The following is a 14,332-nucleotide window of genomic DNA, read 5'->3' as shown; positions in this document are numbered from 1 at the left end:
AAATACAATAGGAAAAAACATTGGCCATTTCGATACCACTCGAAATGGCTTTTTTAATGCCAAATAATAAGTATTATTACGGAATACTCAATCAAAGGTGTTAACAGTTGGAAATTAGCAAGATATATTTTATTTTAGAAGACTATGTCAACAGGTATAGCGTACTTGTTGCACATGATATCCAAACACTGTTATACACAAAATTGAAGAACCATGATACCGTACCGCACTCTAGTAAGTTTACTCTTATTGCTGCTTATAACAGCTTGCCAACCCAAAACCACGTCCGATACAACAACAGAAGGCGTACCTAGTTTTAATCGTTCAAATGCCAAATACAAATACTTTGTTAGTGCCTATACTTCTGGAATGATTTCTTCAACGGCAGACATTCGAGTTCGTTTTGCCAATGATATCGTTTCAGCAACCAAAATAGGCACTGTTGCTCCTGTAGATTTGTTTAGTTTTGAGCCTGCAATAAAAGGGACGGCTGTGTGGGAAAGTCGTCAAACAATACGCTTTAAACCTGACGAGAAGTTGCCTGCGGGACAATTTTATAGCGCACAAGCAAACCTTAGAAAGGTATACCCTGATATTGATAAAGATCTGACAACTTTAAATTTTGATTTTAAAGTATTAGAACAAGGTTATGCAGTAGATATTAGAGGGTTAAGAGAACAGAGCCTAACGAACTTAAAACAGATGCGGTTGATAGGAACCGTTTATACAAATGATGTAGCGGTACCTAGTCAAGTAGAAGAAATGTTGACCATTCAACAAGCCAATAATAAAAATACTTTTTCTGTTTCGTGGGAACATTTGGATAACAACAAAGAACATCAATTTGTAATAGAAGGAGTACAAGTGTCTGAAAGTGCGAGTCGTTTGATGTTGAGTTGGGACGGTACACCTATTGGTGCAAAAAATGAAATAAAAACACAGGATACAATTGCAGTACCTTCTACAGAGTTTAGCATTATTAGTACAAAGGTTATTCAGGAGAAGAATGAAAAAGATCCTTACATCATGATCTTGTTTTCTTTGCCATTACAGCAAACTCAAAATGTGGATGGTTTGATAGGAATTGATAACTATAGAGGTAGAGATTATAATGGGAATAGTACGTTTCGATATGTGATTGATGGTAATGAATTGCGTGTTTACCCACTTCAAAATATAGAAGGAGAACATACCATTCGAGTGTCAGCAGGCATACGAAGCATTCATAAAACAGCTATTGCAGCACCAATAGAGTTTGAGGCTTCTTTTGAACGGATGAAGCCTGCGGTTCGATTAGTCGGAAATGGAGTGATTATTCCCAAAACAGAAGGATTGTATTTCCCTTTTGAAGCGACCAAGTTGAGAGCAGTACAAATAGAAATCTTTAAAGTATACGAAAATAATGTATTGCACTTTTTACAAGAAGGTGGATTAGAACGGAACTATATGCGTGAAGTAGGGCGGGTTGTTGCACAAAAACGCCTTTCTTTAGAAGATTTAAACCCTAAAGTAGGGCAGAATGGTTGGACACGCTACGGAATAGATTTAAATGATATTGTTAAAGAAGAAGAAGGGGCAATCTATCAAGTACGGCTTGGATTTTCTAAAAAAGATGCTATTTGGGATTGTTCTGACGAGCAAGATGCCCATATGGTAGAGGTTGATAATGAGCCTGAAAGAAATGAAGATGGGGAAATTATAAGCTTAAATACTATCGCTGATAATAATTATTCTTATTATGATTATGATAAAAGAGACGATCCTTGTTTCAAACAATATTATACGTCTAGTAGAATCGTTGAACGAAATGTTTTAGGGTCTAACTTGGGAGTCTTGGCAAAAAGAGGAAAAGATAAAGAAGTATTTGTGGTTGTAACAGATTTAAAAACAACTGAACCTGTTCGTGGGGCATCTGTTGAGATTTATGATAAGGTATTACAAAGAATTGCAAAAGTATCAACAGATGCAGAAGGAATTGTTCGCACCCAAACAGACTATGCGCCTGCTTATGTTGTCGTTAGTCATAACAATCAAAAAGGCTATTTAAGATTGCAAGAGGCAGAAGCATTGTCTATGTCTACGTTTGAAACTTCTGGTACAAATGATTACAAAGGAATAAAAGGAGCGTTGTATGGAGAGCGAGATGTTTGGCGTCCTGGTGATTCTTTATTTTTAACCTTTGTCTTGGAAGATAAACGAGGTGAATTTCCTGATGCCCATCCTGTTACTTTTGAGTTGTATGATGCGAGGGGCAATTTACATCAAAAATACACCACCAATAGGCACGTGCATAATATGTATGACTTTAGAACCAAGACATCTAGTGATGCAGGAACGGGCTATTGGTCGGCAAAGGTTCATGTAGGAGGAAGGACTTTTTACAAAGGTATTCGAATTGAAACCATTAAGCCCAATCGTTTAAAAGTTGATTTTAATGTAGGAAAAGAGCGTTTGTTATCGAAGGATGCGACGCTAGTTGGCGATTTGGCTGTTAAGTGGCTACATGGAGCACCTGCTTCTAATTTACGTACCCAAATAGATGTCAATTTGAATCCGTCTAATACTTCGTTTGAAGGGTACGAAGGGTATGAATTTGACGACCCAGCAAGAGCATCTTACTATGCGTCACCGATGACTATTTTTGATGCTAAAGTCGATGAAAATGGTCGAGCAAGTGTTACAGGAAATTTAGAATTGGCGTCAGCGCCTTCTGGTTTTATGCAGGCTGGGTTTACAATTCGTGCCTATGAAGAAGGAGGTGATATCAGTGCTGATAATTTTAGCATGTTGTATTCACCTTACGCTGCCTATGTGGGAATGAAGTCTCCTAAGGGAGAGTACGATAAAAGTTTGACTTTAAATGTTGCTAATGAGATTGGCTTTGTTGTGCTTGATGAGCAAGGGAAGCCATTAAAAAATGAGAAAGTTGCTGTAGGGCTATACAAAGTAAAGTGGAATTGGTGGTACGATAGTGATAATGATATTAGTAACTTTAATACGACGCAACATTTAGGAGCGATTACGACAGTTGAAGTAACTACCAATTCTAAAGGAGAAGCAAGCTGGAGTTTTGCACCTGAGGAATGGGGGCGCTATTTGATCCGTGCCGTACATACGGCATCTGGACATTCTAGTGGAGTGATTTTTCATGCTGGTTCACCATGGAATGATGAGAACTTTAATGACAAGCAAGGGGCTACGATGTTGGCATTTGCTGCGGACAAAGAGTCGTACAAAGTAGGAGATGAAGTAGTTTTGGAAGTCCCTACGGGTATGGCAGGGCGAGCTTTGCTAACATTGGAGAATGCCTTTAAAGTAGTTGAGCATCAATGGATCGATATTAAAAATGACGATGGTATACAGACCATAAAGTTCAAAACCAAACCAGGAATGGCTCCTACTATTTATGCTCATGTTACGTTATTGCAACCCCATGAGCAAGTAGAGAATGACTTGCCTATTCGCTCTTATGGCGTTTTGCCCATTAAGGTAATTGATCCTAAAACGAAGTTAGAACCTGTGTTGGATATGGCTGATGTTTTAGAACCAAACTCTAAAGTACAGATAAAAGTATCTGAAAACAATCAACAGGCCATGACGTATACGATTGCCATGGTTGATGAAGGGTTACTTGATTTAACTCGATTCAAAACGCCTGATTTGTGGGAGCATTTTTATCAAAAAGAAGCTTTAGGAGTGCGCACATGGGATATGTATAATTATGTCTTGGGAACTTATGAACTCAATCAAATGCTGGCTATTGGTGGTGGTGCAGGTGAGGAAGATGCTGGAAAAAAAGCAAATCGCTTTAAACCTGTGGTTCGTTTTGTAGGTCCTTTTCATCTAAAAAAAGGAGCTACAGCAGAGCACGTTTTGGAAATGCCGAATTATGTTGGATCAGTTAGAACTATGTTGATCGCAGCAGAAGCAGGTGCTTATGGAAAAGTGGAAAAAACAACTTCTGTGCGCAAACCATTGATGGTTTTGGGGACTTTACCAAGGGTATTGAGTCCAACAGAAGAGGTAAAGTTACCGGTTACTGTTTTTGCAATGGAAGAACAAATAAAGAAGGTGAAGGTAACCATAGAAACCAATGATTTATTAAAAATAAGAGGTGCCAAAGTCAAAGAAATTCAGTTTGATCGAATCGGTGATGCTGTTGCTAATTTTGATTTGATCGTTGCCGATAAGTTAGGAATTGGAAAGGTGAAAATATCGGTAGAAAGTGGTTTGGAAGAGGCAAGTTATGAGGTGGAGTTGGATGTTCGCAATCCGAATCCTTATAGCAATAAAGTCGAACAGGTTGTTTTGGATGGTGGCAAGTCTTGGAATGTGTCGATTGAACCCATCGGAATGAATGGAACCAATGAGGCTTACTTGGAAATCTCAACCATTCCTCCAATTGATTTGGCAAAGCGCTTAGAGTATTTGATTCGCTATCCTTATGGTTGTATAGAACAAACAACGTCAGCTGTTTTTCCGCAATTATACGTTTCGAATTTAATGTCTTTAGATGCCACAAAAGAAAAAGCCATTGAAGACAACATACGTGCGGCGATTAAGCGATTGCAAGACTTTCAAACTGGTTTAGGTGGTTTTGCTTATTGGCAAGGTGGAACAGAAAATAATAATTGGGGAACCAATTATGCGGGGCATTTCTTGTTGGAAGCGAAAGAAAAAGGATACAATGTTCCAACGTCTTTATTGGAAAACTGGAAACGTTATCAAAAGACATTAGCCAAAAACTGGCGGCAAAGAGAAGTTGCTCTTGTTGGTCCTGTTACCAATTATTCGAGAAAGGATCAAGAGGCATTGATGCAAGCATATCGTTTGTATACGCTGGCACTAGCCAAAAGCCCTGATTTGGGGGCAATGAATAAAATGCGGAATATGCAGGATATTCCAGCAACGGCTAAGTGGCGTTTAGCAGCAGGATATGCCTTGTTAGGTAAAAAAGAAGTAGCTAAACAACTTATTCGTGGATTGTCTACTCAGGTAGAGGCTTATAGAGAATTGAGCTATACCTATGGTTCTGCTTTGCGAGACGAAGCTATGATTTTAGAGACATTGACATTATTAGGAAAACGTACGGATGGGGCTAATCTTTTGATGCGTATGTCCAAAGAATTGAGTTCTCCTAAATGGTTGGCAACGCAAACAGTCGCTTATTCTTTAATGGCTATTGCCAAATTTGCAGGAGATGAGAAATTAGAGGCTGAAATACCTCTGGAATATCAGATAGGCAATCAGTCAAAACAATCCGTTGTTATTAAGAAAACGCCAATAGTTCAATATGAAATTGAGATAGAAAAAGATAACCAGCGTTCGGTATGGGTAAAGAACAGAGCTAAAACACCTTTGTTTGCTAGTGTTATCATGAGCGGGCAACCGTCGTTAGAAGATACTAGAGCTACTGCTGCTAATATTGAGATGGAGGTAGTTTATAAAGATATGAATGGAGCTATTATAGATCCAACTGCCTTGCCACAGGGAACCAACTTTGTCGCTCATGTCAGTGTTACGCATCAAGGAATTGGAGGGAATTATGATGAAATGGCTTTACATCAAGTATTCCCTTCAGGGTGGGAAATCATTAATACAAGAATGTCCGCTGCTTATGATAATTCGGGAAGCTCAAGAATGGACTATCAAAACGTCTTAGATGATCGAGTCTATACTTATTTTGATTTGCCAATGGGACGAACCTATCAGTATAAATTCTACTTAAATGCAGCGTATCAAGGAAAGTTTTATATGCCTAATATATCTTGTTCAGCAATGTATGATAATAGCATCTATGCCAATACAGCAGGTAAGTGGGTACAAGTTCAAGCACCTAAATCATCTCTATAAAGTCGTTGCCACTCTTAGAAGAGTGGCAATTTATTGCTTTTTAATTGCAATAAATATGCTTGTTGTAGGAAAATTGCAATAAAGCTATTTATTGCAATTTTTTTGCAATAAAAGATTATGTTGCAACTTTTTTGCAAAAAAAACGTTCTTAATTAAGACGAAACACATACCATACAAACAATAGCAAGTTATGTATTAACAACAATAAGATTCTAAACACTTAACTTATTCGGAAGAAAATAGTAGTTGAGTCCTTGTTGTGGTGTATGAAACAACTTGACCAAAAGCAAACGAGGCATGAAAGAGCAGCATTATATTCTGATGGCTGACATTATTGGTAGCGGAAGCCAAAATGGAGGCGATTTAATGAAGGATTTTAAAGAATTGGTGGAAAAGGTAAACCGTGAAAATAATAATAAGTTACTTTCTCCATTAACCATAACACTGGGCGATGAATTTCAAGGTGTAGCAACTTCTTTGGAGGATGCCATCAACCTTATTATTGCCTTAGAAGAAGAAATTATTGACTTGAAAAAAGCTTTTAAGCTTCGGTACGTTTTGTATCATGGAGTAATTGATACGCCTATAAATTCCGAAGTAGCTTATGGTATGTTGGGGGAAGGCTTGACACAAGCAAGAGCTTTGTTAGAATCGTTAAAAAAAGATCGAAAACGGCGGTTTCATGTCCATCTTATGACCAATGAGTATCTAATGTCTTTGCTCAATTTGACATTCTTAAATTATCAGTCTATTGTTGACGATTGGCGAATGAAAGATTGGGATATGGTTAAGAGTTTTTTAAATTTGAAGGATTATAAAAAAGTTGCAGAAGTATTGGGAAAAGATAATTCTAGTGTGTTTAGACGCAAGGATAGCTTGGAAATCTTGGAGTATTTCTCTTGCCGAGGTGTTTTGAGGTTATTGAGTTCTAATGCGTCGAATATACAAGCTTCTTTTGTACCTGAGCGAGATGAAATTTTGGAAGAAGTTGCAGAACTTTTGTAGAATAGCTTTTGTATAAATTAAAAAATAGCTAAATTGTGGAACGTCTTATTCCTTGATTCTGTGTTTCTTGATGCTTGGATAAAGAAAACCGTAACAAATTCCCTACACTAGTATTTTTTATGATAAATTTTATTCATAGCATGTTTGTTGGATATGAATTGGTTGGCATTGTACTCGTTTGGCTATTGGGAGAAGCAGTCGCATATGTGCTGTTCTCTAGATTGAATAAATTGTACAAAGTAGTAGACAACGAAGCGTTATTGTCTACAGAAGATGAAGAAAATAATGCCGTTCCTAAGCAAGTTGAATTTAAAGTCAACAATATTTTAAAAGGAATTATTGAGCGACTTTGCTTGTTCCTCTCATTTATTATTGGTTTTCCCCAAATGCTAATTGCTTTCGGAGCGTTAAAAGTCGGTACCAAGTTAGGCAAGGAATGCCAAGTGTCCAACGATTATTATTTGGTAGGTAACTTACTATCTATTATTATTGTCTTTTCTGTGTATTTGATTTGCATCAAAACAGGATTGATTGATGTCTGCCCTTGCTCATAGCTTTGCTAGATTGCTCTATTCATTCTTTATAAGGTGATAACTTCTTGTTGGAATAAGTATTTATACTAGACGCTAGAAAACAAATTGATTTTCTAAACTCTTCACTATAAATTCTTATTCTTATGAAACAAATGTACCCATTGTTGTACGGGCTGTTATTGCTTACAATTATTGAAGCAAAAGGACAAGATAATTCCCAGTCAATCTATTTTGAATCGGCAAAGTACGAATTAGATACAACGGCACAGCAAACGTTAGATACTTACCTAACGACACTATCATCCAATTGGTCGAATTATGAGTTTTTGCTAGTTGGGCATACTGATAATATAGGAAATGCTACCTATAATCAAGAGTTGTCTCAAAACCGTTGTCAATCCGTTAAAGATTATTTATTGAAAAAAGGATTCAAAGCAAAACAAATTGCTTATGAAGGAAAGGGGTACGAGGCACCTGTTGCCTCGAATGTAACAGATGAAGGCAAGGCTAAAAATCGACGGGTGGAATTGGTTTCATTAAAAAAGGGAACCTTATCTGAAGCCCCTTTTCAAGTACCCGTAGAACAAGTTGCTTTTGATGCAAAAGAAGGTCTTAATTATACTTACCAACGTTCAGGCACGATTGTTCGAATTCCCAAAGATGCTTTGGTTTATGCCGATGGAACTCCTGTACAGGGAAAGGTGGATTTCTCGTATCGAGAATTTCGAGATGCTGCGGACTTTATAGCAACAGATATTCCAATGATGTACGATCATCAACATCAGTTTGAATCGGCAGGAATGTTTGAAATGACAGCTTCACAAGCAGGACGAGCAATTTTTGTCAAAGAAGAGGCTTATATAGATGTTGATTTTAACCTAACCAACGACAGTTTAGAGGGTGTTAGCTTTTTTGAGTATCAAAATAATAAATGGTCGAATTTAGGTGTTTTAGATCGCAATACCCAGCAAAATACGTTTGAGGTTAATAATCCTTGCACACCAATTTATAGATACCGAATGCCACCTATTCAAGATACTTTTCAGACATTTTTGGATGCTATGAATGTTGGATACCAGTTATCAAAAGAAGCCCAAGTGGAACAATATTACCGTTTAGGATTTAAAACATTACAAGAACGTTTTGAAGATATGCATTATGCCTCTACAACTTATTTGCATTATGATACAGAAAAAATAGATTGGAATGCAGTTGCCATGTCTAATCACTTAATGGGCATCCGATTTAGTTATAATGACAACTACAAACAATTAGATCCAAAGATGTATAATATTCGATTGCCAGAAGGTTTGTTGATGGAATTTAAGGCAACCAACTTGATGCAACGACTGCCTGAAATGCAAGCTTTGTGTAAAAGGACGTGGATGGTTTTGCCCAAAGGTAAGCAACGACCATTGCCAAGAGTAAAAGCCCTTCAAGTCTTGGAAAATCAATACATGGACATTCGTGTCAACTATTTGGGGGACAATAATTTTCAATTTGTATTAAAAGGGATAGGTGTTTATGATACCTTAGTAGCTCAACCTGTTTTTAATGTTAAGGAGAAGCGAAATAAACTAGCTGTTTCGGATTCTTTAATAGGGCATTATAATCGAAACTTTACAAAACGTGCCCAACGATTTGATGATAAAATGGCTTATTATGAAGCCAACTGGAAGTATTTTTTAGCATTTTCTAAATCCATTATGCCGATTGAAGAACAGTGCAAAGGAATTAATAATTGGCTCAGATATTTTGGTAAGAATCCTAAAATCATGGAACCTCGATATTATGCTTATACAGGCTTAGGAGGAAATCAAGAGGTCTTAAGACCTCTAATGTCAAAAGCAGTCGCAGGTACGCCTATTCGCTTACAAGATTTTATTTTAACGAAACCAACTTCTAATTTACAGCGACTAAAGTTGAGTGGCTTTGGAGTGTTTAACTGCGATGCATTAGAACGACTAGGACCTGAACAAATAACGGTACCCGTAGAATTTGTAACAGAAGATGGAACAACTATTGACGCAAGGGTGGTTAATATAATTGACTATCGTATTAATAGTATATTGAGATTAAGTGGAAACTATATTAGTTATAACCCTACTAGAACCACAACAATTGTAATTGTCGATTATTTTGGAGATGCTTATTCGGTTTCATCAGAAGAATTGTCTAATAATTATGCACAAAAAAACAAGCTGTTTCGTTTAAAATCAATCCCAATAGAAGGAGAAAATACAAATGCGATTCGAGCTGTTATTGCTCAACAGTAAGAAATGGGTGTATCAAGAGTTTGCTTTGTTCAAAGGCAGGCTCTGTAGTTTCTAATAAAAAGCTACTGTACAATCAATTTGTCCATCAATTTTTCATACAACTCATTTAATTTATCCAACTTTGAGAACAGAGTATCGCTATGATCTAAAATAGTGAGAATAGCCTCTTGAGGATTGTTTTTAGAAGCTTTGACAATGATTTCCCATTCTTTCTGGCTACTGTGTAAGACTTGTTTAATCGCTTGTGTATTGATAGAGGAATTATTTAAAAGCTCATAGCCTTCCTCGTATTTTTGGAAGCATTGGTATAAGCGTTCTTGTGATAATTGAGAATCTTTGCCTAGGGCATTCATGATAAAATAAACGACAATACGTTGCGAATAAACACGTTGTACACCAACAGTATAAACTTGTTGAGCAATATTGTTCTGAGCACCTTTTTCATGATCGTTTTGTTCATAAAAAGCTTTGTATTCAGGAATAGTTTGTGCGTAATCTTCGATAGCTTTGGCTACTTGATCACAAGAAGCCATGATGACGTGGCTTTTTTCTAAGAGTTTCCCTACGCTAATGTCATTCATATCTTGCCAGTCTAAGGCTAATTTTCGATAATTTTTCCACATAAGATTGACAACACGTATGGCTTCTTTGGTATCCTCTGTAGGGGCAGATCGTTGCAACGAATTAATTTGTTCTTCAAACAAATCAATACTGGCGACTAATTCTCGCTTGTGTTTGGGGATTGCATATTTGTAGGTCATAGCGACATATGATTTGGCAATCCGTTGCGTCAACATATTTTGATAAGCAATGACATTTAAAGTTTTGCTAATGGATAACTTTTTCCCTAAATCTTGGTACATAGCAGCTATCTTATCGGCTTTTTGAGTCAATTCGTTGGATAGTAATAACATACTATTGACGTAGGCAGGATCTTTATCAAAGAATTGGATGTAATTACTTAAGCCCGACCAGTACTTTTGTATTTCTTTGATTTCCACTTGAATTTTAGGAGAGTTAATTTCTGCATTAGCAATTTTGGCAACAACCAAGTCGTATTCCTTAGAGGTTGCTGTTAGTTTTTTGATACAAGCATCTTTGTCAATATCTTGCTTGGCAGCCAAATAAAACAACATGATACGTTGGGTTAGCATTCGTTGATTACCTGTTTCTTTGATCAATTTGATAATATCAGATAGCTCACTATTTCTATACAATTCACCTAACTCTTGGGCATATTCTTCATAAGAAGCAACCAAATGAGTAGAAGCACGAAGCATATGATCGCATTGTGTCAGTAGTTTTGTGGCACCTTTCTCATTGATAGACCAACTAGCAACTTTCTTATATTCGAGCCATAATTCTCGAACATTTTTAATAGCTTGTTTGATTTTATCTGTAGGAGCATAATTTTTAAGCTTTTCTAGCTGAGAATCAAATGTTTCGATGGCTTGGTCTCTTTCTTGATAAAACTTAGGCTCGTAAAGATTATTGTTCAATGCAAAGTAAACTTTGGCTATACGTTGACTCAACGTTTGTTGACGCATGGCGATGTTTAGTGCTTCACGAATCGTCAAGTTTTTGTCTTTTTCGTTAACGAGAGTAGGAGGGGAGATGGTATAAGAAGGGTAGGTTAGCCCAGTTAGTAGGGCAAACCATAGCAATGTTTGACGATACATAGAAATCAAATTTAAGGACAGTTGTTTTAATAAACAAACGACTTTTTATAAAAAATAATGAATAATTGGGGGCTTATTCATTGGGGATAAAATTTTATAATATCGGGTAATAAATGCGTTGATGATTTCCAGAAAAAGATAATTACGTTCAGATAATGTTGATTATTAGCTGAATACTTATCGTTGGTAGTTCGTTACTGTATTATACAAATATATGGTAAAAAAAATTGAATAGGCAATACAATGTTTTTAAAATTAAAAAAAAAGATAAAAAAAAAGCCTGTAATGCAATAGATCACAGGCTTTGATGTATTTGGAATATTGTTATTTACTTTTGCTGCATAAACACATTGTCAATATGTTTTTCATAGCTACTATTTAATTGGTCTAATTTGTAAAATAGTGTACTACAAAGTTCTAATACAGTAGGAATCGAGTCTTGGTTAGGCGTTGCACAATGTTTTTCTATGGCTGCCCAGGCTGTTTTTGCCTCTTTTAGCTCGGCATTGATTTGACTGCTATTGACTGGTGATGCAAGCATATCTTGCATGTTTTTATTATAATCATTAATGGTATTTTTCATACGCTGACTAGAAAGGTGGGCATCAATTTCAAGCGCATTCATAATGTAGTAGATAGCAACTCTTTGAGAGTAAACTCGTTGCAAACCTGCTAAGTGCATTTGGTGTGCAATATTTTCTTGTTTGTTTGTGGGGGTACCATTTTCTTTAACAAAGAATGCTTTGTAATCAGGAATAGTTTTGGCTAGTACCTCTATTTCTTGAGCAACTCGATCGCAAGTAGCCATCATAACATGTCCTTTTTCAAGAACTTTGACAACACTAATTTCGTCTATTTTTTCCCAAGAAGTAACTAGTTTGCGATAATTTTTCCACATGGTTTTTACAACTCCAACGGTTGCTTTAAAATCCTCTGTTGCCCCTGATGAGCGAGTCATGGATAGCATGTGTTCTTCAAAAAGATCAATAGAGGTTAAAATCTCACGTTTATATTTGGCTGGTGCATAACCATAAGCAATTGCTACATACGATTTGGCAATACGTTGTGTTAACATATTTTGGTAAGAAGCCAGATTAATCGCTTTACTAATGGTTAACTTGATACCTAGTGCTTCGTATAAAATGGAAATTTTATCTGCTTTTTGAGAGATATCATCTGCTAATGACATCATTTGATTAACTTCATCTACATCATTATCTAAATTGCCAAGAAGTCCGTTTAAGGCTTTCCAATTTTCTTGAATTTTTTGAAGTTCTGTTCGAATTTCTTGAGAATGGAACTCGGCCGTTTCTAACTTTTCTTGCGTGCTTTTATATTCTTCAACAGCTTTGTCTAGTTTTCTTTTGGCTGTACTAGGATCAATGTTTTGTTTGGCGGCTAAATAGAACAGCATGATGCGTTGGGTTAACATTCGTTGTGTTCCCGTTGCTTGTATCAATTTGATAATATCTAGTGTTTCCGTATTATTAAAGGCATCTTTACTGAGTTCTTGTGCATATTCTTCGTAAGAGATAAATAGTAAGTTGGAGGCATACAGTATTTCATCACACAATCTAAGCAATTCTGTCGCACCTTCTTTGTTGATGGACCAATCAGCAACAGCTTTGTAGTCTTTCCAAAGAGTTTGTACATGCTTTAGAGAGGCTTTGATTTTGTCCGTAGGTGTATACCACTTTAGCTCATCGAGTTGACTTTGAAAGAGCTCAATAGCAGCATCTCTTTCTTGATAAAATTTAGGCTCATATAAATTGTTGTTGAGTGCCAAATAAACCTTTGCGATACGCTGAGTTAAGGTTTGTTGACGAGCGGCTTTATTGATAGCTTCTCGAATTGTAAGCTCTTCCAAAGCCATTAGTTTTCCTCCGAAGCATAGTGATAGTAATAGAATGAATATTCTAAGCGACATGATTTAATTATTGAATGAATAAATGTAGTGAATTGTTTTTTAGAGTGTGTTCTTAGGGCTACGACTATTGTACCAAAAAGTGTCATTCACTTTTGGATAGTAAAATATTAACGATAAATTAATGTAAGATTTGTTGATTAGGGGAATATTTATTTATATGTTCTCAATTAGAAAATCAAATAGAAGGGAGCTATTTAGGGACTGAACTACTGGGGATTGGTAGGGTCCTCTTTTTCTAATTGACTAATAATGGTTTTAATTTGTTGCTCGAATTTTTTTTCTACATCTTGGTCAAAAGGATCGTCATGCAACTGGCTCAATTGAATGTACTGACGAAGGCATTCTTCTTGATGCGTTAGTTCTTCTTCAATGTCATTGATAAGCAGTTTGTTATAGATAGCTTGTTTTTCTAGCTGATTGTTTCCTTCTAATTCTGCCAATTTGTTTTCGTGCAAAGATACTTTTTTGGCTTGACTATTTTGTGTTTTAACACCAGAAATTCGTTCTAGGTTTTCTTTATGAGAAAGAATTAATTTTTCAAATAGTTCTTGTTGTGTGAGTATTAATGAAATATGATTGTTATATTTTTGAACAATTTTTTTTGTATTTTCTAAAACATCAGGAGCTATATTTTTAGACAAATCACGTTGATAGTAAAAGTGACGATCTTGTGTGGTCGGGTTATAATATTCAAAATATAACGGTTTGTTCTTAATTTCTATATGCGATTTCTTGCCAATATCTTGCAGCAAATCCAATTGATTTTTACAGATGGTATTAATTTGATTTTTGCACGCCAACACATTGCGTTCGCAATCGTAAATAGCATCTCGCAATTTTTTTTCCAAAGGAATAATACCATCTACAGCAGAAGTCGTTTCTTCTGATAGCTCTTCTTGATGCAAGGTGTTTTGTCTCTTTGTTGTCCAAACACCTACAGCGATAGAAGCTATTGTTCCTACAATAAATCCAAGAATAATTTCCATAGTTGATATGTTTGTTGTTCTTATTTGTTCTCGTTATTTGCTGTTATTTTGGGAAGTAAAGGGAATAATACAC

Annotated in this window: 7 protein-coding genes; 4 read left to right on the top strand and 3 right to left on the bottom strand. The window is 36.1% G+C overall.

Going from position 1 to position 14,332, the window contains the following annotated elements:
• Positions 1–213 precede the first annotated feature (213 nt).
• The 4 genes from CG11_RS12845 (at position 214) to CG11_RS12830 (ending at position 9,667) form a co-directional block, all read left to right on the top strand.
• Positions 214–5,853: an alpha-2-macroglobulin gene (locus CG11_RS12845; protein ID WP_052596797.1), complete on the top strand. Its 5,640-nt coding sequence runs from the start codon at positions 214–216 to the stop codon at positions 5,851–5,853.
• A gap of 297 nt (positions 5,854–6,150) precedes the next feature.
• Entirely contained in the window at positions 6,151–6,858 is a 708-nt protein-coding gene (locus CG11_RS12840; protein ID WP_052596795.1) for a SatD family protein, read from the top strand.
• A 119-nt stretch (positions 6,859–6,977) separates the two neighbouring features.
• A complete protein-coding gene (locus tag CG11_RS12835; RefSeq protein ID WP_052596793.1) occupies positions 6,978–7,412 on the top strand; it encodes a hypothetical protein in 435 nt (144 codons plus the stop codon).
• Positions 7,413–7,534: 122 nt separating this feature from the next.
• Complete coding sequence (locus CG11_RS12830) at positions 7,535–9,667, top strand: OmpA family protein (protein ID WP_052596791.1); 2,133 nt, start codon at positions 7,535–7,537, stop codon at positions 9,665–9,667.
• A gap of 62 nt (positions 9,668–9,729) precedes the next feature.
• Here the strand turns inward: CG11_RS12830 and CG11_RS12825 are convergent, their stop codons facing one another.
• The 3 genes from CG11_RS12825 to CG11_RS12815 form a co-directional block, all read right to left on the bottom strand.
• The gene (locus CG11_RS12825) at positions 9,730–11,346 is read right to left on the bottom strand and encodes a type IV pili methyl-accepting chemotaxis transducer N-terminal domain-containing protein (protein ID WP_052596789.1); all 1,617 of its coding nucleotides are present in this window, start codon (positions 11,344–11,346) and stop codon (positions 9,730–9,732) included.
• A 328-nt stretch (positions 11,347–11,674) separates the two neighbouring features.
• Entirely contained in the window at positions 11,675–13,273 is a 1,599-nt protein-coding gene (locus tag CG11_RS12820; protein ID WP_081909544.1) for a type IV pili methyl-accepting chemotaxis transducer N-terminal domain-containing protein, read from the bottom strand.
• A gap of 206 nt (positions 13,274–13,479) precedes the next feature.
• Positions 13,480–14,259 (bottom strand): hypothetical protein, encoded by a 780-nt coding sequence (locus CG11_RS12815; RefSeq protein ID WP_052596786.1) that lies wholly within the window; start codon positions 14,257–14,259, stop codon positions 13,480–13,482.
• Positions 14,260–14,332: the final 73 nt, after the last annotated feature.

The sequence above is a fragment of the Aureispira sp. CCB-QB1 genome (assembly GCF_000724545.1).
In the GTDB taxonomy this organism is placed as follows: Bacteria; Bacteroidota; Bacteroidia; order Chitinophagales; family Saprospiraceae; genus Aureispira.
Note: the sequence above shows the minus strand (reverse complement) of the source record. Positions and strands in the feature narration are given on the sequence as shown.